11 protein-coding genes and 7 pseudogenes are annotated in these 26,002 nt (G+C 45.5%); 5 read left to right on the forward strand and 13 right to left on the reverse strand.

Annotation, left to right across the window (positions count from 1 at the left end):
• Positions 1–5: 5 nt before the first annotated feature.
• The 6 genes and pseudogenes from KQP84_RS01595 to KQP84_RS01625 form a co-directional block, all read right to left on the reverse strand.
• A complete protein-coding gene (locus KQP84_RS01595; protein ID WP_215844943.1) occupies positions 6–1,157 on the reverse strand; it encodes a pyridoxal phosphate-dependent aminotransferase in 1,152 nt (383 codons plus the stop codon).
• 21 nt (positions 1,158–1,178) lie between these two features.
• Positions 1,179–1,988: an SDR family oxidoreductase gene (locus KQP84_RS01600; RefSeq protein WP_215844944.1), complete on the reverse strand. Its 810-nt coding sequence runs from the start codon at positions 1,986–1,988 to the stop codon at positions 1,179–1,181.
• A 3-nt stretch (positions 1,989–1,991) separates the two neighbouring features.
• A pseudogene (locus KQP84_RS01605) lies at positions 1,992–3,597 on the reverse strand (hydantoinase B/oxoprolinase family protein).
• Positions 3,598–3,788: 191 nt separating this feature from the next.
• Positions 3,789–5,755 (reverse strand): annotated as a pseudogene (locus KQP84_RS01615) (hydantoinase/oxoprolinase family protein).
• Between the two features lie 41 nt (positions 5,756–5,796).
• On the reverse strand, positions 5,797–7,137 hold the full coding sequence (locus KQP84_RS01620; protein WP_215844947.1) for an MFS transporter: 1,341 nt from the start codon (positions 7,135–7,137) through the stop codon (positions 5,797–5,799).
• 65 nt (positions 7,138–7,202) lie between these two features.
• Positions 7,203–7,835, reverse strand: a complete 633-nt coding sequence (locus KQP84_RS01625) for an RraA family protein (RefSeq protein WP_215844948.1) — start codon at positions 7,833–7,835, stop codon at positions 7,203–7,205.
• 501 nt (positions 7,836–8,336) lie between these two features.
• Between KQP84_RS01625 and idnD the strand changes: the two genes are divergently transcribed.
• Positions 8,337–9,380, forward strand: coding sequence for an L-idonate 5-dehydrogenase (gene idnD / locus KQP84_RS01630; RefSeq protein WP_215844949.1), 1,044 nt, complete (start codon positions 8,337–8,339; stop codon positions 9,378–9,380).
• 427 nt (positions 9,381–9,807) lie between these two features.
• Here the strand turns inward: idnD and KQP84_RS01635 are convergent, their stop codons facing one another.
• The 4 genes and pseudogenes from KQP84_RS01635 to KQP84_RS01650 form a co-directional block, all read right to left on the reverse strand.
• On the reverse strand, positions 9,808–10,017 hold the full coding sequence (locus tag KQP84_RS01635) for a YdgH/BhsA/McbA family protein (RefSeq protein ID WP_215844950.1): 210 nt from the start codon (positions 10,015–10,017) through the stop codon (positions 9,808–9,810).
• Between the two features lie 461 nt (positions 10,018–10,478).
• The gene (locus tag KQP84_RS01640) at positions 10,479–10,724 is read right to left on the reverse strand and encodes a hypothetical protein (RefSeq protein ID WP_215844951.1); all 246 of its coding nucleotides are present in this window, start codon (positions 10,722–10,724) and stop codon (positions 10,479–10,481) included.
• A gap of 228 nt (positions 10,725–10,952) precedes the next feature.
• Positions 10,953–11,867, reverse strand: coding sequence for a ParB family protein (locus tag KQP84_RS01645; protein ID WP_215844987.1), 915 nt, complete (start codon positions 11,865–11,867; stop codon positions 10,953–10,955).
• A 59-nt stretch (positions 11,868–11,926) separates the two neighbouring features.
• Positions 11,927–13,128 (reverse strand): annotated as a pseudogene (locus KQP84_RS01650) (AAA family ATPase).
• A gap of 3,493 nt (positions 13,129–16,621) precedes the next feature.
• Between KQP84_RS01650 and KQP84_RS01655 the strand changes: the two are divergent.
• Both KQP84_RS01655 and yajD read left to right on the forward strand, forming a co-directional pair.
• Positions 16,622–17,646 (forward strand): annotated as a pseudogene (locus tag KQP84_RS01655) (RepB family plasmid replication initiator protein).
• 893 nt (positions 17,647–18,539) lie between these two features.
• Positions 18,540–18,886, forward strand: a pseudogene (yajD, locus tag KQP84_RS01660) (HNH nuclease YajD).
• A 498-nt stretch (positions 18,887–19,384) separates the two neighbouring features.
• Here yajD and KQP84_RS24970 read toward each other — a convergent pair.
• Positions 19,385–19,924, reverse strand: a pseudogene (locus tag KQP84_RS24970) (IS3 family transposase); the annotation flags it as partial.
• Positions 19,925–20,385: 461 nt separating this feature from the next.
• On the opposite strand from KQP84_RS24970, the gene KQP84_RS01665 reads away from it, so the two are divergent.
• A complete protein-coding gene (locus tag KQP84_RS01665; RefSeq protein WP_215844952.1) occupies positions 20,386–21,369 on the forward strand; it encodes a DUF1852 domain-containing protein in 984 nt (327 codons plus the stop codon).
• A 26-nt stretch (positions 21,370–21,395) separates the two neighbouring features.
• Positions 21,396–22,426, forward strand: a pseudogene (locus KQP84_RS01670) (methionine synthase).
• Between the two features lie 658 nt (positions 22,427–23,084).
• Here the strand turns inward: KQP84_RS01670 and KQP84_RS01675 are convergent.
• Together KQP84_RS01675 and KQP84_RS01680 are read right to left on the reverse strand one after the other, a co-directional pair.
• Positions 23,085–23,954, reverse strand: coding sequence for an ATP-grasp fold amidoligase family protein (locus KQP84_RS01675; protein WP_215844953.1), 870 nt, complete (start codon positions 23,952–23,954; stop codon positions 23,085–23,087).
• 421 nt (positions 23,955–24,375) lie between these two features.
• The gene (locus KQP84_RS01680; RefSeq protein ID WP_252515105.1) at positions 24,376–25,194 is read right to left on the reverse strand and encodes an oligosaccharide flippase family protein; all 819 of its coding nucleotides are present in this window, start codon (positions 25,192–25,194) and stop codon (positions 24,376–24,378) included.
• Positions 25,195–26,002 lie beyond the last annotated feature (808 nt).

A 26,002-nucleotide genomic window follows, 5' to 3' on the forward strand; every position in this document is an offset into this window, starting at 1 on the left:
TACTGCTATTTCAGCCCAGCCAAACCGCGTTTCAGACGGCGAACACCTTCACTGATCGCCTCGCTGCTGGCAGCATAAGAGAGACGTAAATGTCCTTCTCCCGCCGCGCCAAATTCACTGCCCGGCCGTACGGCGATGCCCTGCTCTCGCAGCAGCGAAACCATATCAATTGCCGGAATCGGCAGCGAGTAAGAAGGGAAGCAGTAAAATGCCCCTTCAGGCTCATTCAGTTTCAGCTCAGGGATCGCCGCCAATCCGTTCATCATCAGCAAACGACGTTCACGGTAGATATCATACATACGTTTGACATCATCTTTGCACTCGGTGAGCGCAACCAGCGCCGCGCGCTGCACCGCACTGTTAACGGAACCATTCACGCTGTTGTGTACGCGTGCCGCTGCCGCAATCATTTCCGCTGGTCCCGCCAGATAGCCCACGCGCCAGCCCGTCATGGCATAGCTTTTGGAAAAAGTTTGGCAGAAAAGCGTTCGCCCAGTGAAGGCCGGAACCTGAAGCACTGAGGTAAAAGGACGATCGGTAAATACCAGATCACTGTAGGCTTCATCGGCAATAACCAGCGTATCATGACGATTCACCAGTGCGCCGAGCGCTTCTATCTCTTCACGGCTGTGAACAATACCGGTTGGGTTGCCAGGATTACAGAAGACAAACAATTTTGCCCCTTCCAGCGTCTGATCAAGACGGGTTAAATCCCAGTGCAGATCGGCACGACACGGCATCGGTATACAAATCCCACCCGCCATATTCACCAGATCGGCGTACAACGAATAAGTCGGATCTGGAATGACCACACGATCGCCGGGGTTCACGATCGAGAGGATTGCTGCCGCCAGTCCCGCCGTTCCGCCATGCGTCACCAAAATTTCACCGGCCTTGACCGAATTGCCACTTTGCGCCGATACATCCTCAGCCAGTGCCTGACACAGCGCGTTGTCACCCAGTAGCGGTGCGTAATGAGTGTATCCGCTTTGCAATGCATCCACCGCAGCCTGAATAATGCGCGGCGGCGTGTCAAAATCGGGCTCGCCCATGGCCAACGAGACCATGTCGGCATTCGAGACGGGTTGTTGCACGCGCAGCGATGTGCGTTCGATGCGCAGCACTGCCTCAGCGGCTTTAAATGATTTGGAAGACATAGTTTACCTTTCTTGTAGGATTCAGCGTTTGTTCTCACGCTCGGCATTGCACTCTGCTGGCGCATTCTTCCAGCGGCTCACTTCGATATCGCCGGATACATCACGGAGGAAGGTCGGCGCGACAATCAATTCTTCAATTACCGTGCGCGCAGGCAAGCTGGCACACAGTAAAATTGCCTCGGCCACATCTTCCGGCTGCACCATCTGGTCACGAATACTTTGCAACGGCGGATTAGCACGGTTATCCATGATGGGCGTATTCACTTCGCCCGGTAAAATGCAGGTGGAACGAATGCCATCATTGCGAAAGGTGTTATGCAGATAAGTCATGAAGTTGCGAACGGCCGCCTTGGCAGCACCGTATGCTGCGCCGCCTAGCAGGTTTGGTCGCAGCGCCGCCAGCGATGACACGGTAATGATGGTGCCGTTTTTACGCGCCAGCATGGTTGGCAGCAGTGCTTGCGTCAACAGGAACACCGCTTTCATATTGACGTCCTGCACCTGATCCCACTCTTCCTCTTCAATCCAGCGCGCATTCAGGGTCTTGCTGGCGCTGCCGGCGTTATTCACCAGAATATCGACGCCGCCCAGCTCGGTATTCGCCCAGGTAACGAGTGTGCTCACGTCACGCTTTTTAGCGATATCCGCCGCATACGCCCAGGCTTCACCGCCCTGCAGTTGCAGTGTTGCCACGACGTCATCAAGCACGCTCTGACGTCGCCCAACCAGTACCACACGTGCGCCACGCGCTGCGAATCCCGCAGCTGCCGCTTTACCAATGCCGCTGCCGGCACCGGTAATCACTACCACTTTCCCTCTTAACGATGCCATGTTCTACCTCCTTTTCAGCTCAGTAACGTCAACGCCGTAATCGCGCAGCGCGCCCGCTTCGGTGATGTAACCTTCCTGCAGATCCCACAAAATCGCCTGCTGATCACGCTCGCCGACCGGCATTTTTCCGCCGCCGCCGGGCATCTGAATGGTGATTTCATCGCCCGGTAACACGTCATGACGACCCACCGGTTTTGCCAGCGACTCGCCATTGATGGCGACATAGTTCGGCGCGCCCGCAGACGCACCCAGTACACCTTCAGCCGCGTGTTTCTGTCGCGAATAGAACATACTGTGAGAAAGCGGAAATTTGCTGGTATTGCGAATCACCATGCGCTGTGCCACGCCGCCGCGATAGCGCCCTGCCCCCGGAATCGGGCACAATTGCTTTTTGCATGAACAGCAACGGTGTAGCCGACTCGATCAGCTCAACCGGTGTTGATGACATATTGCCTGGAAAGCCGGTCACAATGCCGTCAGCAGCAGGACGGGCGCCGGTTCCGCCGTTAACGCACAGGCTTTCAACAAAGCGCCGACCATCATCAAACTGGCCGGCGAAAACGTCACAGGTCACAGGCGCGCTGCCGGAGTGTCCCATTACCCGTTCGGGCATGATTTCGGAAAGCGCAGTAAAGATCGCGGCGTGCGCCATGTGCCCCACGCGGTTACGCATCTCCACGGCGCAAGGCGGTCGTGCATTGGCAATAGAGCCTTCCGGCGCTGTCACCCTAATTGATTTAAAACAGCCTTCGTTGTTGGGCAAATTTGGCTCAAGCAGGCACTTCAGTGGGTAGACGCTGTAGGCATAGGTAAAGGACATTGGGCAGTTGCTGCCGAACAGCGATTCAGCCGATGAGCCCGCATAATCAATCGTGATATTGCTGTCATCGACAATTACTGCCACGTTGAGATGGATATCACCTTCGTAATCGCCAATGTCCACAGCCGCTTCGTAACGCCCGTCCGGCACCGCCTGAATCGCTTTACGCATCGCATTTTCTGTCAGCGCATGGATCTTCTCCGCCAGCGGCGTGACAGAGTTCAGTTTCAGATCGTCCATCAGCCCAAGCAATCCATTGGCACCAATCTGGTTGGCGGCCAGCATTGCGTGCAAATCACCCTCAACCTGATCAGGTGAACGCACGTTGGCGAGGAACAGATCCAGCAATTGCTGGTTGACCTCTCCCTCGATCATCAATTTGCTTGGCGGGATCAAAAATCCCTCTTCAAACATGTCTCGCGAGGACCCCATATTCAGCGATCCGCCAATATCAGACATGTGCGCAGCGGCGCCAGTGAAAGCCACCAGCTTACCGTCACGGAATACCGGCGTTACGACGGTGACATCATTTAAGTGGCCAGTGCCCAGCCACGGATCGTTGGTGATTAGGCTGTCACCAGGCTTCAGCGTTTCCGCCGGAAACTTCGCCAGCAGATGTCGCACCGTAGCGGGTAACGTACCAATGAACACCGGTACGCTGGTTTTAGGCTGTGCCAGCGAACTGCCGCTGGCGTCCATCAGCAAACACGAATAATCACCCACTTCGCGAATGATGCTAGAGAACGCCATATTCACCAGCGTGGCCGCCGCCTCTTCGGAAATACTCACCAGGCGATCCCAGGTAATGCGCAGGCTGATCGGGTCGTCCAAAAACGCAGATTATCGGGGGTTGCAACAGTCATCAGTTCAGCTCCATCAAAATATTGCCTTGTTCATCCAACTGCGCCCAGGCGCCCGGACCGACGTAGATAGCACACTCTTTTTCCTGCAGCAGCGCCGGTCCCTGCACCGCTTCCCCGTTACCAACAGGCTCCGAGGGATAACGCGACAGGAACTAAAACCCTGTTCACGGCCCAGATAGACCTGCAAGTTTTTTCCACAGCATCCGGTACTGGGTGGCTCAGTTGATCAGTGGTGTTGAGTTTTGGCGGCGTGGTTTGCACTCGACCGCGCCAGTTCACCACTTCAACGCCCTGTCCCGGCAACGTACGGCCAAAGCGCGTCAGATGTGCTGCTTCAAACGCGTCGATCAGCGCCTGCACATTACCCTCTGTAAGGAAAGCTTCGGGTAGCGTTACTGTCAGTTCAGAACCCTGACCGACGTAACGAACGCCAGCCAGTTTCTGCTGCACCGCGCTGGCGGGATCGGCATTGGCAGCAGCTAACGTTGTCATCGCTTCATCAAAGCCTTCTGCGAACACCGCATTGATGCGCGTGATATCCACACCGGGTAACAGGCGACAGCGATCGCTTCGCACAAAGTCAGCGCTCGGCGGCGCCGTCAGCAAGCCAAACGCGGAATAGACGCCCGCACCATTGGGGAAAAAGACCTTTTTCACACTCAGCTGTTTTGCCAGCGACCAGGCGTGGCTCGGACCAGCGCCGCCAAAAGCGAGCATGGTCATCTGCGACGGGTTAACATTTTTTCCACCGAATGGGTGCGCAGCGCTTCGGACATTTTACTGTTGGCCACTTCATGTATGCCCCACGCGGCATCTTCAATGCTCAAACCCAGCGGTTCTGCAATGCGGCGAATCGCCTGGCGTGCAGCGTCAACGTCCAATTGCATACGCCCACCAAGAAACGCATCCGGATCCAGCAGACCCAATACCAGATTGGCATCCGTTACCGTTGGACGATCGCCGCCTCGGGCATAGCACGCCGGGCCAGGCCAGGCGCTGGCGCTTTCCGGGCCAATCTCCAGCAGCCCAAGAGAATCGACACGGGCGATACTGCCGCCCCCAGCGCCAATCTCAATCATGTCCACCACCGGTAACTTCACCGGCAGCCCGCTGCCTTTCAGCAGACGATCCGCGCGACCGACTTCATAATCCGTGGTAATTGAAGGTTCGCCGTCGCGCACTACGCAGGCTTTCGCGGTGGTGCCGCCCATATCAAACGCCAGAACCTGACGCTCCTGATTTTTGCGGGCAAACGCCGCAGTCGCCACAATGCCGCCCGCCGGGCCGGACTCGATAATCCGCGTGGGATAATCCGCAGCGACCTGTGGCGCCATTAATCCGCCGTTAGATCCCATTACCAGCCAGTCACAGGTAAAGCCGCCTTCGCGTAGCTTGTTCTCTAGCCGCGCCATGTAGCGGCGCGCTTTGGGCTGAACAAAGGCATTCATCGCCGTCAACACGCCACGATCGTATTCACGAATCTCACGTGACACGTTGTGTGATACTGAAATCGAGATGCCTGGCAACTCGCGGCTGAGAATGGCTTCAATTTGATTCTCATGTTCCGGCCAGGCATAGGCATGCATGCATAGCACCGCGACCGCTTCATATTTTTGCTCACGTAACTCAGCGGCCAGCCGCACGACCTCGGCCTCATCCAGCGGCGTGATGATTTCACCCCGCGCTGTCACGCGTTCGGAGATCTCATACGCCTGCGAACGGGGCAGCAGCGGCTGTGCCGGTGCGCCGTTTAGGTCATAGATGTCGTAGCGGTATTCACGCCCCAGCACCAGCACGTCCCTAAAACCTCGCGTCACTACCAAGGCGGTTTTCGCACCGTGCCGCTCCAGTAAAGCATTGATCGCCAGCGTGGTCCCGTGAGTGATGGTGTAAATGTCACTTGCCTGCAAACCGGCCAGCTCAACGAGCTGCGTCAGGCCGGTATAAGCGCCTTCAGAAGGATCCTCCGGCGTGGTGAGCGTTTTATGACGAATGGCTTCGCCCGTCGTGTCATTTAGCAGCACCAGATCGGTAAAGGTGCCGCCGATATCAAACCCTATACGCCAGGGTGACGCGTTTTTCATAATGACCTCGAATACCAGAGTGGATACTTTTCTTGCAGCAGTTACTCGTCACAGAGCGGCTTGCCGGCAGTTTCTTTCAGATAGAGGGCACTGATCAAAGTCAGTGCTGCCGTGAACATCACCATGTAACTAGGGATGCTAGCGATACCGGTCAGGCCAATTAACCAGGTCATCAGCAACGGCGCTGAGCCACCAAATATTACCGTTGAGAGGTTAAAGCCGATGCTGTATGCGCTGTAACGCACGGTTGTCGGGAACATCTCAGCAAGCGTTGCCTGAATGACCGCGGCATGTCCGGCAAAGGCGAAGGCCAGCAATATCGCCGCCATGCACGCCAGCGGCATCATGCCCAGCGTCAATAACCAGAAACAGGGCCACGCCAGCAGCGCCATAGCAATGGCCGAGGCAATAAGCATGGGTTTGCGTCCCAGGCGATCAGAGAGCCAGGCCATCAGAGGAATGGTGGCAACGATAGTCAACAGGCCACAAGCCGTCACCATCAGGCTCTGTATCTGTTGGAAATGCATGACTTTATTCAGGTAGGTCGGCATGTATACGAACAGAATGTAATAGCCTGGTCCATTGACAGCAGGCAAGGTGATGGCAAGGCCAATCGCTTTCAGGTGGCGCTTTGAGGTGAGCACTTCTTTAAGGGGATTACGCACCACACGCTTGCTGGCTTTCACCATCTGAAAGTGCGGCGTGTCCTCAATGCGGGTACGGATATAAACACCAATAAGCGCCATCGGAATAGCCAGCAGGAAAGGCACACGCCATAACCAGCTGTTCATTGCGTCGGTGCCGAAAATGTTAATTAAACTACTGATTAAGAGGCTGCCAAACAGCAGTGCAATAAACGATCCCATTACCAGCGGCGACATCACCACGGCGCGACGATTATCTTCCGCATATTCAGCCACGAAAGACCCCGCTCCAGAGACTTCTCCACCCGCAGAAAAACCCTGCACGATGCGCAGCAAAATCAGCAATGCGGGTGCAGCCCAGCCGATGCTGGCATAAGTCGGTAATAAACCAATCGCGGCGGTAGCCAGCGAGATCATCAACAGCAGAATGGCGAGCAGTTTCTGGCGGCCCATTTTATCGCCCAGATAACCGCAGATAACGCCGCCAAAAGGTCTGACTAAGAAACTCACGGTAAAACCGACATAGGTCAGCATTAAGCCAGCATCGGTTGTACTCATATCACTGGCAGAAAAAACCAGCACTAAAGAACTGACGAGTAAGCCGTAAATCCCATAGTCATACCATTCCACAAACGAACCCACGCCACCCGCAATCGAGGCGCGGCGCACTACGTTGTTCTTCGTCTTTCCATCCTTCGGCAAAGCGTAATCCATAGTTACTGCATGTGATTTCGTCATTTTTTTGCCCTGAAAATGTGTTGGAATTACCCCGGCGTTAACGCAATAATTTTCACAGTTCCGTGTTACTGATACTGCTGCGTTACTTCAGCCGTCATTTCAGCTTCACGACGTGCCACTTCTTGCACCGCTGCCAGCACGGCTTCAGCGCGCCAGAATGGAATAACAATGATGCCGTCTTCGTCACCCACTACGATATCTCCGGCACAGCAAACGACGCCGCCAATTGCTACCGGCTCACCAATTACGCCCGGACCATTTTTGAATGGCCCGGCAGGAGTGGTTCCACGGCTGAAAGTAGGCAAACCGGTAGATTCAATCACTTTGCGATCGCGTATTGCGCCATCAATAACCTGTGCAACAGCACCTGCATGTTGAAAACGTTGGGTGAGCTGTTCGCCCACCAGTGCACGGTCGATATGGCCTAATCCATTGATCATCATCACGTCACCGGGCTGGATGTAATCCAGCGCTTTGATTACCGCAGCGTTGTCACCCGCAGTGACCAGCACGGGGAAGGCAAAGCCGACAAAGTCGGTATTGCTGCTGATCGGCACGATGCCTGCATCACACATATTCAACCGCTCCATGGCATCGCCAATATTGGCCACAGGAAATTGTGCAAAAGCAGTAAGCCATTTTTTATTAGGGCGATTCCAGGACAATGAAATACGAACATCAGCCGTTTCAAGAGCCATAATCTTTAACCTCAAAAGTGAAAACTACTTATCAAGTGAGAATGTTTTATCACTTTAAAAAATCTTTTTGCAACGTTTTTTTCACAGTTTCATGACGTCATTAAAATAAATTTATTGCCCTTAACTGTGTTATTTATTTATCATGAAAATTTTCAAATTACTGATTTGTATATTTTTTATTGGGTAAATAGTAATTAAACCACAAGAAAACCTCTCTAAGAAACTGCTGAATAGTCCCAAAAAGACAAACATATGGTTTACTTATCTCCTTTAAAAAGAATAAGCACATAATTAGTGCAAATTAACATTTATTATCGATCGCGATCACAATAATGGTGCAATCACATAGCGGAAAATATAAAAATTAAATAAAAGTCGCTCTGTAGCAATAACTGCCGTCGCAATGAGCGTTATTAATTTGCATCATTTTGGTGCCCAATATCGGGTAAGCCTTGACGGGCAAGTTTAACAAGTATGAAGAAAATTCGATGAGGTAAAGCGATGCCGTCTCAAGCAGTGAGTGCTGTTGTTATCCATAAGGCTCACGATGTGCGATGTGAGCCCTATGTCATGCAGTGGAATGAAGATGAGGAAGTTTTACTGAAAGTTGAGCGTGGAGGGATCTGCGGATCGGACATCCATTACTATCTACACGGTCGCGCAGGCATGTCAGTGCTTAAGACTCCAATGATTCTTGGTCATGAGCTTATCGGCGTGATTGAACAAGCTCCTCAGCATAGCGGTCTTTATCCGGGTCAGCGTGTTGCTGTAAATCCGTCGCGGGCGTGCAATGTGTGTGCGCTGTGCCTAGCGGGAAAGCAAAACCTTTGCCGTTCTATGCGCTTTATGGGAAGTGCGCAATTTCATCCACATGTTAATGGCGGCTTTGCCCAATACATCGCCCTTAATCCGCAACAGTGCGTGCCCTGTCAGTCTGATGCCGATTCCAAAAAACTGGTCTTTGCCGAGCCGTTAGCCGTTTGTATTCATGCCATTCGTCAGGCTGGGGATCTGGTAGGAAAATGCGTGTTGGTAACCGGCGCTGGCCCCATTGGTTGTCTGGCCATTGCGGCGGCGTTGGCGTCCGGTGCAGCAGACGTTTTTGCTACAGATATCAGCGAACGCTGCCGCTCTCTGGCGCTGCAAATGGGCGCGACCTCTGCATCGGATCCGCGTGATGAGGAACAGTTTCAACGCTGGTCAGAAAACGGGGGATATTTTGATGTCTGCTTTGAAGCCTCGGGAGCAGTTGCGGCAGTGACATCCGTAGTGAACTTCACACGTCCCGGTGGAACCATCGTTCAGCTCGGCATGGGGTCCGCCAGCGTGGATTACCCGATTGGGAGCTTGTTGGTAAAAGAGATCACATTGAAAGGATCGTTTAGATTTACCGAAGAGTTTACAACTGCAGTGAAATGGCTTGAACAACAGCGAATAGATCCCTCTCCCCTGCTTTCTGCTGAAGTGCACATGGAAGATGTGACCCGTGCATTTGAAATGGCTTCAGACAAAGAGCGTTATGCCAAGATTCAGATTTTGTTCTGACTGAATTAACTGAAACACGCGCCGGTTTATGAAATAACTGGCGTGTATTTTCTCAGAAATGAATGAATGCGGATAAAAATGCTTTGCTTAGCGCAACCATTTACCCCTATTTCCAAAGCAGTGATCATCGCGCAACATACTCAGGATTGAGACTTAAAGTTGCGATAGCAAGCTCAGCGTGTCTCCCGTGGCAATTCATCCACATGCCCTGCCCAATTCACAATTGAAATGAGTGCGCTTTCCCGCCTCACTTTGCGGATAACTGTGATGAAATCCATGTCACCTAAACGTGGTTGTGCCGTATCAGTAAAAAAGAGGAGGAGCGCGCTGGCATGACTTAATTATGCGGCATCATTCTGGATGAGAGTTTTGACTTCAAATGCGAAAAGGCCACCCTATTGGCCAGCCTTTCCTGAATCAATTCTGTTTATTTGGTCAGTTCGGCTGATACGTAAGCTTTGTTATCAACTCGGGCGCCAGTAATTTTATATGAAGCGCCAATCTTATGAGCCTGAGCCGCAATTTTGGCTTCGGCACCGTCAAGTGTAGAAGCGGAAGCAGTAACGCTTTGTGCGAAGCTACCGAAAGAAACCAGGGTCAGGGCCGCAACTGCAACGAAAGTTTTGATGGATTTCATAGTCATTTCCTTAGTTAATTTTATACGGTGTGAGGCATTGTGCCTCGATGCAAACAATCATAGAGCTGAGGAAGCTTGATTAAAAGCAGTACTATTTGCTCAAATAAATCAAAAAATTTGAATATTCATTCGTGGTGTATAAACTTTAAAGCGTGAACACGGATTCAACACCAAAGCATGGATCGACGCCTCAGAGAATAAACATATTTGTTAGGTTCGCGAAAGTGATAGGCGTTAAGGTTGAGTGGACGAGAAGGCTTTAAGCTAATAAAGAACCCGCAACTGATTGTTGTCAGGATATAGGACGCGCTTAATGATAGAAGTCATGACTCCCAAACGGTGTGCTTTGATTTATTGGTAAGCGTTATGTTAGAAGCTGTGCCGAGACCATTCTGAGGTTAAATGCTCTGCGGCACGGTTCATTCTAAATAGCAGCTTAACTGTTACGCTGTAACCTGTACTTACCAGAGAGCTGCTTCAATGAGTTTATCTTGCGCGATATAGACACGTTGTTTTAGATCTTCACTTTCATTGAAGCCCAGCTTTTCGGCCGCAAACTCTTCATTAATGAGCGCCAAAACAATTTTAGTTTTATTTTTTAACCCAACATGCCAGTTACCGTCGGGAAAAGTCGCAACCTGATTCTCTATCATTGATACACACTCAACTGCACTTTTACCCGCGGTAGAATTTAAATACGCACACATATCTACCTCTTTAACCAAAAGAAAAAATTATACCTTAGGTTGCCCATTCGAAGGGCTCTTTTATGAGCATTCACACCTTATGATTACGCTCAATTGAAGACGCGTAACTTGAAATGCCACTAACATTTTAAATTATCAAAACCAATAAAAAACCGGCTCGTAGCCGGCTTCTTAAATGTAATCATAAAGCAGAGAACTCAGCACCTTCCCCTGCCCTACTCAACGGCGTTATTTCATTGTCGCCAAAATTTCTCTAATTGAGCGGTCGATCTGATCTGCAATCTCTTTCGGCAAACGGCTGAACTCATACTGCACAGTGCGCTTCTCTTCATTGGTTTTACGACGTGCATAGGTATTAGCCGTGGTAAAACTTGCCAATTTTTCTGTAACTGCTTTATTGATCTTAACAGGCGCTTTTAGTTGCCGTTTCGTCGCTTTGAAGAATCCCAGGATTGCAGACTTCTTCTCGTCAGCATTGCTGGTGTTTGGCAACTCAGCTTCGGTGATCTTTTCCTTAACCTTCGCGATTACATCTGTAATGTCGACAGCTTCCGCTTTCGCCTCTTCCCAAACATCCAATAGCAGTTGATAGTCCTGAAGCGTCAATTCTGAAACCACCGGGAACAGCTCAATAAATTCCACTGGCACTGCGGCGGCTTGAAAAGCACGCGTCACCTTGGCATTAGAGATACCTTCAGCTTTGGCAATATCGCTTTTGCTCATGCCTGCTTCATGCAGCAACATGAAGCGCAAACCTAACTCGCGTAGGTTGTGCTCTTTAGCTGTCTGTATATCTGCAGCTAGCTGGCGCGCATCGCTGATATCGAGTTCGTCTACGGTAGTCAGGACTTCAAGGCTGGCACCGGAGAAAAGACAAGCCGCTCGACGACGCGAACCATCCATGATTTCAACACGATCGCCCTTCATACGGCCAATCGCTGGAAAGAACTGCTGTAAGGTGATAGTCCGCGTAATGTCTTTAACGGACTCTTCCGTCAACGTTTTTTGGTCACGTCCATTGATCTGCGGATCAACAAAAGTTTTCGCTTCAATATCATCATGTGGCACTAACTGACGAACAAAGGTCGCTGTTTTTCCTGACTTCAGCGTGAAGACGCGAGACTGGCTACTGCTGTCGATCATACTCGCGATCGCTGATTGGCCAAGGGTTCGGCCGATGCGCTTTAGTTGTTTTGGATCGCTCACAGCGTGCTCCTGATATATTCAATGCGGTCAAAAACAGCCCGTGAGAACTGCTCAGCTTCATGTTTGGCTTTACGTAATGCGTCCGCACTACCAGGATAAGAAGAAGGATTTGCACTTATCACAGTATCAAAGGATTCACCGCAGCGCTCAAATCCATCCAATCGCGGTAAACCGCAGTCCAGCATTGATTTGGTAAAAACTTCGCGCGCGTAGCTCTGAGAGGTTAAATGGTCATGCTTAGACGTCATCTTCGACATAAAGCCAATATTAGCTTTAAGTCGCGGCTCAACCCTTCTGACTCGATGCGCTCAAGCATTTCCGGTAGGCGCGTCAGGTACTTCATCGTTGAATGGAAATCAACTTGTGCAGGCGGTGTCGGTGTAAGCAGAACATCACTGGCGGCGATGGCATTCAACATAAAGGAGTCAAGATGCGGACCCGTATCAAGGAAGATAAAGTCGTAGTCGCCTGCCAGGCGATCAATCACATTTCGACGCAACACTTCTGAAGGTGCAACTCCTGGTAAATGTTCCGCAACCAGCTCTTCCCAATCGCTGGCCACAAAGCCGTCATCAATTGAAGCAGGTATAACATCAACGCCTGGCATGACTGTCGGTTTGATGAATTGAGCACGCAACTGATCCGCATCCAGATCGTTAAGCATCGCTTGGGCAGCCGTCTCGAGTACAGAACCGACGCTGTTGGTATGGCTTAAGAACATGGTGCTGGATGCCTGCGGGTCAAGATCGATGACCAAAATGCGCAAATCGTTGTGCAGCATGGACGGATGGGCGCGCATACCATGAGCAAGCGTGACAGTGCTGACGGTTTTAGACACGCCACCCTTGAGGCTCACCACAAATACAACGAATGGCCCTTCATGCTTATCGCGGTACTTTGGCACTTTGCGATGCTGATAGATGTCGATGACGTTTTGTAAGCTCAGTGCGTATTGTGAAGTGCTGCCCGTTTGCTTTTTACCAAACTGATAACCGGCTTCTTCCATATCATTTATGGCAGCAACGACAGCGTGTTTACTCAGCAAAGGCATGTTAGCTACAGCGTTGCGGGAAAAAGTTTGATAAAAGCTTGTTTGATTAAATTCCTGCCGCTGCTGTTCAATGTGACTGCTTAACCCGTGCAACATGGAATTAGCACGCGTCGCCATCTCCAGCACACCACCGTAATCACGCTTCATAAGCACCTCAGTATTAATGTTTTTTGGCATACTACACAAAAAACTGAAATCTGCCAATTTTTTAGGAAAATCCCAAAAACTTGGATTTTTTCTGACTAGGTGGATCAAAGCATGCGGTTCATTATTAGATGATTTCAAATTACTACTTTTGAATTAAAAGAAAGAAACTGACATTTACCCTAAATAAGGTTCATAACGATATAACGCTAAGTCGCGTAACAAGGAAAATGCACATCTATTATTGACCTTTTCTTACAACAACAATTTGGCTGGCTGTTCTTACTGAAGCGATTTTATTGCTTTGTTGCAGTTTCAACACGCTTATAAGCAAGAGCTTTTCAGATCGAGAGCATTTCTTCTCTTTAGGGGAAATCAATGCTTCTATCTGTAATCATTTTAATACAGTAAATGATGCTTAGAAGGCTGCGTGTTTCGAGCATAACTTTGTGGGTTTATTCATAAGAGGGGGTATCCAAATTCCGCTATCGTAAAGTCTTAAAGACGAGTGCAAAGAGGTGTTTTCATCATGAAAATTATAATATATTCCTTTAGATTCAATAGCATATAATTAAAATGGTAAGGTGATATATTTTATGAATAATGAGATTAGAAGTATGGGAATCAAATGCGATTAGTCTCGAGGGAAGGCTGTCGGTATTCGCTTCTGAGGTAAGCTAAAGAGGATTACGTATCGTTTAAGGGCTTCAAAAGAGGTAATGGCAGATCAGGTTTGTTTGACTACTTCACAGTAGTTGTCAACGTTGTAGAAACTCTACGCAAGTATCTTTACGCCGGTTAATTCACAGACGCCTTGGGTCGTATTTTTTCTAGTCAACTTTGGCTTATTCGGTTTAAGTTGTAAAAAACGCATTCATGAGATGAACTACAATTTAAAGCACAACTATGTTGAGCGTCACGTCAAATCCTTCTCAACTATTCAAACGGTACACACACCTTATTTAATTGCTGATAACAACCAGGGAAGTCATGTAAATTTCGCTGACTTATCACGCTAAAGTTAATTTGAAGCATGGAACTGCCATCAATAAGTAAAGTTTAGCTCCTCAAGGTAAATTTAGCAGAGAGCAGTGCGGCTGCGCTTCAAAAAACAGAATAGTAGGAGCATATAACGTATGAGTGCTTATGAAGATCATAGCTACTTAACAAGCGTGCATTTGACAGCCATATCTAATCCCGCAAACTAATTCCACCTTTATTAACAACCGGGTCAAAGCAGTGCTACGCAGGATAAAGAACGTGTAACGCTCAAAGCTTAATTCAATTCATAGTGATCACTTAAATCATTGGGTTGGTGAAACGAATCTGAAGTTCACGTTTCGTAGACTACCTCTATTCTTTCTAATGGAAAATAAAGAGTCTGATGTTCACTTCACGCTGTGTTTGCGAGTTATTATTGCTACATTCAGCAATATTAAAAAAGCATGCGGCTTGATAGCTAAGAGAAAAATTATCTAGAGTCTGGATCTGGCAACCTGGCCTGATGATGCTGAACGATAATAAATTTTTTAAAAAAACTAAGATGCGAGCAAGTAATATTGCTGTGCCGTTCACATTTGCATTACCTCATCAAATTAAATCTGCTTTAGGTAGGTATACGCAGATATATATCTTAGTGAGTTTGAGCCACCAAACTGCAAATTGGTGCAATGTACCCTGATTATTCGTACGCAATCGAAAAATTCAAAAGATTAGTTAGGGTATTTTCATCATGAAAATCTCACAAAAACCCCTTATTGTCATATAGTTAGCAGCATATTCAAAGGGTGAAAAAAATGTTCTGCTGCTGGCATACGATTCTGGGCAATCGCTTTCTGCTGTAAATTACTGCTTTCAAAAGCTTGTTTTGTACGGCAGTGCGAGGATCTATTAAGTGATGGTACATGTATAGGCGTCACATAAGGATGAGCAAAGGGGAGGGCGGTTCATTTGGATTTAACGACATATTCAATAGAGAAGATAAGCAGTGTGTTAAGCAGTAGATAGGTTTAACGAGTTCTATTTCTAAAATGATCTGTTCTAATTTTTTAGTCTAAGCATGTGCAACACTTTCATGTCGGCGTTAAAACTGTTGATGTACGTACTGATGACGGATTTATTTCTATACGTAAAAAAGTTTTATCCACAAAACGAGTGAGAGCTAAGCATGATAAAAAGTGTAATGCCGTGTTGAGCGGGTGAAACTTACAGAGGCTCGACATAAGTGACCTGTATCTGAACATTTAGCCTCTTTGCAAAAGAGAAATCATATCGTTGATCCCCGTCATCAAAAGTTCTTCTCGCACCAGTCTGATCAATCCTATGTTCTCCCTCGTCTAATTTCAGAAAGCCGAAGCCTTCCTCATTACGTTCGTATATGCCTGTAAAGGGAAAATATCGTTATAAAAGTGTTTTTGGTTTTGCTCATCAGAAACGGCAAACTCAGGAACCAAGATCTTCCCATTTTAAAATGTCTATTGTCGTCATCTTTAAACTTAATTATCAGTAAGTTAATACGTTAACTTCACAGATATAATGAGCCATTATTTTAATTATTAACATCCTTTAAAAACCACATATTTTATGTGGTTAAAGAGGTTGTCGATCAGAAAAGCATATTTGATGTATTTAAAAGAATTCTTTTGCCCGGTTTCAAACAATACAGGTTACGTTGCTCGTCATGCATGGACCTACCTTTGCGAAGGTAAAGTTTCAACGAATGTCACCTTTTTGAACAGAGTAGGGCGGTGTCAAAAACTGAGCGTTAAGGTGAAGGGTTGTTCAATCTGAAAAAATGTAGATTCACTGCCAATACAGGCCGTTAACTTTGCGTCTTGCGTTGTCTCTTTTTGTATATCGCTCTCAAATATTTATGAATCACTTTTCCCCGTTATTCACAGGCTAGATCCAATCAGTCGATCCTATATAGATCATATATAGATCCTAAATAGATCCCCGTACCTTGGCAGCCCTTGCTGTATAAGGCCTTTAAGGGCTTCTATAACCACTATGGAGAGAAGATTAACCACTATAGGTAGTGAAACAACCACTGTAGCGAGTGTTACTAACCGCGCTGGAGAGTAGATGAAAACCACTATAGCGAGTAACTGTGCTTTTATCCTGTGCTTAACTTCTGGCTACGAAATGAACGAAATAACCCATCGCGGTTGAGCCTTGCAGTGAAGGATATTGAATTCGAAGAAAGTATGATGAAGATATGCACAGTTTCTGGTAACTATTTGAGCGAGTTATTCAATGGGTAGATCCAATAACAGATCCTCATAAGATCCCTATAGTTCCTATAAGATCCCCATGTGCAGCCATCCCTTGCCCTGCCTGCTCTGAAAGGGGATCACTATCCACTGTAGTGAGTAAAGCAACCACTATAGCGAGGAAATAAACCACTGTAGTAAGTAGCCTAACCGCTACAGTGAGTGCTAGTATCCACTATAACCAGTAACGGCGATTATTAATTGTTCATATCACGGAATTTCCGATGCCGAAAAAAGAACAAGAAAACAATATGATAGCGGAAGCGTTTAGCGAAACTGACAAGCGAACCGGTGAAGTTATCAACCTTACACCCAATAGTAACAACACAGTTCAGCCCGTTGCCCTGATGAGACTGGGTTTATTTGTCCCTACGCTGAAATCCACGGCTCGAGGTCAAAAGAATCAACTCTCTTCAATGGACGTTACTGATGAGCTAAAACAGCTGTCGATCGTCAAATCTGAAGGCTATGAGAATATAAAGATCCTTGGTGCCCGGCTGGATATGGATAACGATTTCAAAACCTGGGTCGGTATCATTCATGCCTTTGCCAAATATAAGGTTCTGGGAGACAGCGTAACGCTTCCTTTCGTCGATTTCGCCAAGTTATGTGGCATACCCTCTGTGCGCTCCTCTGCGAAGCTCAGAGACCGTTTAGATTCGTCCTTGAAGCGTATTGCCACTAACACCATCTCTTTTTCAAACAAAGAGGGTGATACTTACATCACTCACCTTGTTCAGTCAGCAAAATACAGCGTCAAAAACGACAGTGTAACCTTGCAGGCAGATCCCAAAATCTTTGAGCTCTATCAGTTCGATAAAAAGTCCTTCTTCAGCTAAGGGCCATCAATGAACTCTCTCGTAAAGAGTCTGCACAGGCGCTCTACACTTTTATTGAAAGCCTTCCTACCGATCCAGCCCCAATATCAATGGCACGCTTACGCGCCAGACTTAATCTCACCTCACGTGCTATTACGCAAAATGCCACGGTCAGAAAGGCGATGTTGCAGCTTAAAGAGATTGGTTACCTGGATTACACAGAGCTAAAGCGTGGCAATACGGTTTACTTTGCCGTGCATTATCGCCGGCCAAAACTCAGGCCTGCAGACCTACCGTTAAGCCTGCCTGATATTCATGATGATGAGCTTGATAACGAGCCGGACGTGAATGAGAAGGGCGGAGAGATGGTGATGCTTTCACGTGAAGAGATGGCGCTGCTTGAGAAAATCAGAAAGGGCAAAAAGAGTTAGCGCTTTCTGCAGAGAGTAAGCAATGCAAAAGCTATCCATTGTAGCGAGAGTAAGAAGGCTCACTAACCACTGTGATGAGTATTTTTGATCTCTTATCAAGTAACCGCTATAGCGAGTAACCAACCACTGTAACGAGGTATTTTACTCTTCATAGTGGTTATTCTTTTAAACCGCCCTGGTAACTACTAACCTGCCAAGCCATGTCACTACTCATGTTAGTAATCACTAACATGACAACAACCACGCATTCATTCTGTAATTTCTCACTATAGCGGTTAGCTTGTTAGGGCAGTAACTTCACTCGCTACAGTGGTTATACTCGTTTTTATACTCCCTACAGTGGTTATCCAGGCAAACATTGCTCATCATGACTACCGCATGAGCAGGTTTACTCGCTACAGTGGATAGTTAGCAAGCCCAGATGCCGCTATTTACTCGCTATAGTGGATAGCCTCTTTAGATTACTCGCTACAGTGGTTATACATAGCGATCTTCTCGCTACAGTGGTCATTGCAGAGAATCGGTCTGTATATCTTTGAGTTGCATAGCCATATGTTCCTTAGTGATCAGTACTGGCCGGATCATCCCCTTTGCTTACGCACTTCTCAGGCCTACACAGTAAGAGATAAGCTTTCAGTAATAAACTCATGCGATTCATTGCTCAAAAAGCCGATTAGCCGCTCAAAAACTCATGACAGAAGTGGTAAAACGGAAAGGAGTAAGTCGAGGATCAATTAGTACGCATTCTCCTTGATATCTGCATTTAGCGGGTCTTCTAATCGAATTTTAGGTGAGGAGCGGACTTAGTATTCAACTTGGAGTACCCTGTTAAGCAAGCTAGCCAGCTAACAATCAAATGTAAGATTAACTCTTTATAACAGGTGACATCGGTAATGGCTCTGATTCCAAAAAACTACACGCGGCTGGAAAATGGTTACCGCGAAAAAGCATTGAAAATCTATCCGTGGGTTTGTGGACGCTGCGCGCGCGAGTTTGTTTATTCAAACCTCCGCGAATTAACGGTACACCATATTGATCACGACCATACCAATAACCCGGAAGACGGCAGTAACTGGGAGTTATTGTGTCTGTATTGTCATGACCATGAACACTCGAAGTACACTGAAGCTGATCAGTACGGGACAAGCGTTGTGGCGGGGAGGACGCGCAAAATGATGTTGATGCAGCAACCTATAATCCCTTTGCCGATTTAAAGTCGATGCTGAACAAGAAGAAATAAGGTTTGATATGTCCGCTGTTGACACCAAACTGCCTCGGACGGCTATGAGCTAAGAAGAAACATTGGGAAAGCAGTGAGCCAACGCGATGCGCATCTTTTGAGTCCCCAATCTAAACCGTCAACGGAAGCTCATAATGAGCCATCCGTTCTTTTATCGGCTGGATATCTGACCTAATCGATTATCTCTTTGAACGCTCTAATACAGGTGTTTCAGTTGGTTATTCTGAACGCCTGTTTTAACAAGATACTGCCTGTACTGTCAGCATAATCTGTTCAAGGGTTAGATACCTCCATCAGTAAAAAATGCCGGTCTTAATTGACGGATTCTCCGTTTCGCAACATCACTACAGGCGCTAATAGTATTAGATAATTTAGCGTTGCATGTAGCCGACGTTCGTTGTTGTGCTGCCGCCAGTCATAAATGATGTCAGACACGTGTTGTTGCGTCAGGCTGGCCGCTTTCGGGTACAGCAGCGAAAGCCGCTCAGTGGCAAGTCACTTGCGACGTGTGCGTTTATGGCTTGGCCGCTGAGATGATAAACGACATGCTTCGGATTTGCGTAATGGTTCTCACGCCGCCGAAGTTGCCAAACGCATCGCTAACCGAGACGCCTGCGTGCTAGCGCCAATTCAGTTATGCTTGCAGATAAATAAGCACCAGCGTCCGGGTGCTGTGACTTATAGCGACATGTTAACAGGGCCAAATCTGTCAGCCTGCAGACATGACGCTGCAACAGAACTGTCGCATTACACATTACTCGCCTCTCGCTTTTGATCTGTCGTCAGTACTCTTGCCCTAAATCCACCTGAGGCATCTCCTTATCCAGTAGGGTTCTGGCAAGCAGCCACTTCAGGCGGGCATTCTCTTCTTCACGAGCCTTTAGGCGTTTAACTTCGACACTTCCATCCCGCCAGGTTTATTGCGGCAGGCTTAGAAGATGGATCTGAGGTGGTATGTTTACAGCAAAGCCTGCAGGCAGAAACCCCGGTTTCGGCTTCATGAAGATCTGTTCCTCGGAAAACGCTTTTCCAAAGGATGCCCTCACGTGATTGATGATGACATGGCCAACATCGCGGTGTGCTAACCATCGGAGAGCAGGACAAGACTTATGCGTGTTCTGATCCTGTCATTCAGCAACATGCATTTTATTCAACAAGACCAGCATAAGTGGCAGATTTTACGCTGAGGGAGACGTCCATCACGCCCCAACAGTTAGCCGCTCTACACCCTATGGACTCCAGCTTTAAATCATTTCGATCAGGGTTTCTGCCGCAATGCCTTTGCTTACCGCACCCCCAATCATGAATAAGACTCATGTTTAATGAAATTAAATCACTTTTACTCACCCAGTGAGTCAGGCATAAAATATGCTCTGTAATTAACTATAGATAATATAAAGGCTACTGAATGAGAAAACCACAAATGAAATTTAGGACATGCTGAAAAGCAATGAAAAAATCAGGTTTTTTTATCTCAGAGTTTAGGATGCCCGATTACAATGAATAAAGAATTTACTTTTACTATTAAAAGCATTCGTTTCGACGAGAATTATAACCCCTCCGAAAGTACGCGTATCACTACTAATTTTGCTAATTTGGCTAGAGGTGAGAAACGCCAAGAGAACTTGCGTAACGCCTTAGTGATGATTGACAATCGGTTCAACGCATTGGCGCATTGGGATAACCCCAAAGGCGATCGTTATTCTGTCGAGCTTGAAATTATATCCGCTGAGTTGAATGTTGATGCTGACGGCAACGGTGATGCCTTCCCAGTTATTGAAATACTGAAAACAAATATCGTTGATAAAAAAACCAACGAACGCATTGATGGTATTTTAGGGAATAATTTCTCCTCTTACGTACGTGATTATGACTTCAGCGTACTACTCCCAGAGCACAATAATAATCAATCCAAATTTAGCACGCCGGAGAGTTTTGGCGTTTTGCATGGTAATATCTTTAAAAGATTCATTGGTTCAAAGGCTTACAAAGATAACTTCAATAAAACACCTGTTATATGCCTAAGTGTTTCAAGCAAAAATACCTATCATCGAACAGGTAATGAGCATCCTGTATTGGGCGTCGAATATCAGCAGAATGAATCTTCTTTAACTGACCAATATTTTACGAAAATGGGGTTGCAGGCTCGCTATTTTATGCCGCCAAATAGTGTTGCGCCTTTGGCATTTTATTTTGTTGGTGATTTACTCAGTGATTACACGAATCTTGAGCTTATCAGTACCATCAGCACGATGGAGACTTTTCAAAAGATTTATCGACCTGAGATTTACAATGCTAATTCTGCAGCAGGAAAATACTACCAACCAAACCTGAATCATCAGGATTATTCTATAACGCAGATTGTTTATGATCGAGAAGAACGTAGCCAATTAGCTGTTGAGCAGGGAAAGTTTACTGAGAAGCACTTCATCAAACCTTACCAAACTATTCTTGAGCAATGGTCTGCTAATTCCGTTCTTTGATTAATCAAAATACAAGGTCATCTATTATGAAAAAGTTACTTCCCACTTCGACTGCTGGCAGTTTACCTAAACCTTCCTGGCTTGCTCAACCCGAGACACTTTGGTCTCCCTGGAAATTACAAGATCAGGAATTAATTGAGGGCAAACAAGATGCCCTGCGTTTGTGCCTGGAAGATCAACAACAGGCAGGTATTGATATTGTTAGTGATGGCGAGCAGACGCGACAGCATTTCGTCACTACGTTTATTGAGCATCTCGACGGCGTTGATTTTGAAAAACGTGAGATCGTTAAAATTCGTAATCGCTACGATGCGAGTGTACCGACCGTCGTGGGTGCCGTGTCTCGCCAAAAGCCCGTTTTTGTTGAAGATGCCAAATATTTACGTCAGCAAACCAAGCAACCCATTAAATGGGCCCTACCAGGTCCCATGACTATGATAGATACGCTCTACGATAGTCACTATAAAAGCCGCGAAAAACTTGCCTGGGAATTCGCCAAAATTCTTAATCAGGAAGCCAAAGAGTTAGAGGCTGCTGGTGTCGATATTATCCAATTTGATGAGCCCGCATTTAACGTTTTTTTGATGAAGTAAACGATTGGGGTATTGCCGCTTTAGAAAGAGCAATTGAAGGGCTTAATTGCGAAACTGCCGTACATATTTGCTACGGTTATGGCATTAAAGCCAATACAGATTGGAAAAAGACGCTGGGAACAGAGTGGAGACAATATGAAGAGATTTTTCCTAAACTACAAAAATCGAATATCGATATAATATCACTGGAATGTCAAAACTCTCATGTACCAATGGAACTCATTGAACTCATTCGAGGTAAAAAAGTCATGGTTGGGGCCATAGATGTGGCAACCAATACCATTGAAACACCAGAGGAAGTTGCCAATACTTTGCGAAAAGCACTACAGTTTGTTGACGCCGATAAGCTCTACCCTTGCACCAACTGTGGCATGACGCCTTTATCTCGTCGAGTAGCAAGAGGCAAGCTAAATGCTTTAAGTGCTGGTGCAGACATCGTCCGAAGAGAACTGTTGGCTAAATAACTTCGCCAAATTTTATATCCCTACTCAGTCCGGGTTGAGCAATGAGATCAATCATCAACTATCCCAAACCATCATTCGGACTGAGCGATGATGCTCATCGCAGCAATCATTGATAAGAACAATAACGATTGAGTAAAGACGCTAAACAGACTTTTACCGTGTCTCGGCCATGGTTTTCTACTGATTGGCCTCTATTGCATGTCATTATTCATCACTGTCATTAACTACTTGTGTTCTACCAGAAGTAAAAATAACGAGAAATTTTTCATTATGGAATAACGGGTTATTTAAGCTTATGTTTTATATGACTGCATGTCTTTTTTTAGGTGTGTCCTCTTTAAATTTTTCGCGAATGTATTTTACCTAAGACGTTTATAAAGGTAATGGCGCAGCCTTGGATGAAAATGAAGCTACTACGCCATTTTTGAGCGAGCTCAACCTTTTAATTTTCTCAACAAAGGCGGCATGCCGCTGAATTGCTGAATTGTGGCCATCAGCCTGACCGTCATAGTTATATGTCTATGAATGATAGTAGTAATATCAATATGTTAGTGTTATCCCCAATCGTTGCCTATTACCTGAAATCACTGTGTTCTGACAGAGTAAATGGAAACGCATTTTTCTGTTCCACTTGTAAATCTATTTATCACCTTTCTCTCTATAATCTTAGCTGACTTCCTAAAATAAAGTCTGCTTCCTGTAATGTTACATCTAGTCCCGCTGAAGGGGTAAATGTCAGCTCCCCAAATATTACCTTGCTATTTAGAAGGTAGAAGTCAGCTCGGACAAACTTAAAGTCAGAAGCTAATTTTGCAGCATACTCTTTCATTTTATTAAAACCATCAGGCATTTTTGGGAAACGTTTTTTATTTATTAATTCAATGGTATCCTCGAAAGGTAAAGGGTTCCAGTTCATATCAAAATAGTAAAACTTAGGTATTCCCTTTTCTCGCCCTATGCATACCATTACCGCGTATGGTTTTCCATTAAAACAGTAAAATTTGTAATCATCAGGAAAGCCACCGCTTTCATTTTCAATATACTTCTCGCACAGAATTTTCCTTTCTATTTTTTTATACTGAGGCTCAATAAAAAGATTAGAAAAATCCTGTCTTAACCATTTATTTAGTTGTCTGTTTGTCTTTTCAATGTCTATTGATGATTTATTATCACATATTATATTATAACCGGCTCCATGGTTGCATTTTAGCGCAAACTTTTCAGGTAATGTATTATAATCAATGCTTTGTGGGTTATCGTATACGCCGTATAAGTCATTAAGGATTTCATCACACCCTTTAGATGAAACATACTCCCTTACTTTATATTTATCAGCACACATGGTGTAAATATCACCATTCAGTTCGTTGAATTTAAGCCACTGTATTTTTTCGTTAAAGTTGGTGGGGTTTGTTAAGTTAAGTTTTTTCTTAAACTTAATATAGTAATGAGCTTTAGCACAAAACTTTGGAGAGATATTAGCATAGATGTTTAAAGCTGATTTTACTGTGTGTTTTATCATTTTCATTTAAATTATCTCGTTTTGAAAATGTTAAGATGCATTTTGATGATTGTTTTATTTCTGAAGAAATAATTAAGTAAAGTGCAAGAGAGTATCTCTACAGTTAAAAAACAATATGCAGCACCATTAATCCCGAATGAACTAATCATTAACCAGGATAATGGTATTGTTAATATACAGCATAAGATCATTTTTTTAGCCAGGTAACTATACCCAGACTCTTTTATCATATATCTATAACAAATTGTCCCTAATGAAGAGAACATTGTGCCAATGATTATTATGGGGATAATGTTAACCGAATCCATGTAATTATCGCCATAGAGTAAATGTATAAAATAACCTCCAAAAAGATAGAACCCACCTAAAGCAATAAGTGATAATAGAATCACGATTCTGTTTATTTTAATGAGTAATTTCTCAACGGTTATTTCATTCTTTTCACTATAAATCTTTGAGAAAAACTGGTTACTAATGACAATACAATAAACGACCAAGCACCTCCTATTGTTAACGCTACGCTATAAATTCCCAGATAAGAGTAAGACATTATCTTAGTTAAAAAAATGCTGGATATCTGAGTGTATATATCTGCTGATAAGCTTGATAAGATTAAAGCACCACCAGCGTATAACATGTGACGATTATATATGCCAGCCACCTTACTGTTTTCTTTTATTTTTGTCGTGTACTTAAAATAAATTAAGCGCATAATGTAAGGTATGAGAGGGATAATGACAATAGGTATTGTGAAGTAGTGAACCGGCATTTTAAAGTGAGCAATATAATATCTAATTAATAGGGCGAGAGATAACCCAATTACATTCGTAATTGTATTTATTTTTGATTTTAATTGAGTGTTGTTGTAAATGGAAAAAAAGTCCATCACAATATAGTATGTGGCAATGCAGTTGGCCACGCCAAATAAAAATACAATTAAATCAGTAAAGAAATAGAGATAAATTAAAACTGAGCCTGATGATACGATAAAGAAAATACGCCGTAGATTTTGAGTGTGTATCGCCATGGCGATTCCAGACTTTGTATTTTCACTCATGCGTTTAAATATAATGTTCTGACCACCAAACCATGATAGCGTTTGCACAAAAATAAAAATAGATGTAGAAATATTTATTTTGCCAAAGTTTTCTGGCCCAATGTACTTTGCCATAAGCGAATTAATATATATCAAGCCGATTATATTAACTGACTTTTCTAGCATAATCCATATCGCGTTAGAGTACATTTTATTTCTCACGTAAACATAGTTTTTTGATGTCTGTAAATTTAATCTATGATTTTTTGGATAAAGTGGTCCTTTGTTATGAATAATTTCTTTATTTATTGTTGGGTTTTTCTTTTTATCTAAATAACCATTCGCGTCATTTTGTTGAGTTGTTAGTGTGAATGCTTATATAAAAATAGGAAAGTTTTTTTGAATGAATCAGATTAGTGGCAGTATTTCATAAATAATGATTCCACTTATTTTTAGTGTTTTATGGGCAGGTAATGCGATAAATGGAATGGCGATCACAGGTTTTGAGTTGGGTGTCACCAGCATGAATTCACATGCATTTATCATAAAAAAGCGAATGAGCAAGCGCATCATCAACGGCCTGTTAAATTTATGCGCGGGGGCTGCTTATTTTTAGTATTAATACCAGTGTCATCTAAAGTATTCGTCAGGAGCAATGCCAATACACGGAGGAATAATTCGTACGACGATGGCCCTGTTGGCCTGTAATAAACACGACTGTCACGTCGCCTCTCGCCTTTGCTGTTATGCCTCATCCCACTATTTGATTAAACAGGGTACATCGGAGCATTACAGTAAGCGGGAGTTAATTCAAATGTTCAGACCAGTAATTTCGATGACCCTTCAGCATTGAAGAACAGGAAACTGAAATATTGCCATTCTCGTCTTTGATAATGAATGGAAGTAAAGCAATAGTCTGAATGATCGGCTTAGGAAAAGGGATGATTTCGAGTTTTATGGCCTAGCCATGCCGGGGACGAGGCGAGCTGACTCCGATAATTTCTGAGTCTACCGCGGA

Origin of the sequence: Candidatus Pantoea bituminis, from assembly GCF_018842675.1 — a bacterium.
Lineage (GTDB): Bacteria > Pseudomonadota > Gammaproteobacteria > Enterobacterales > Enterobacteriaceae > Pantoea > Pantoea phytostimulans.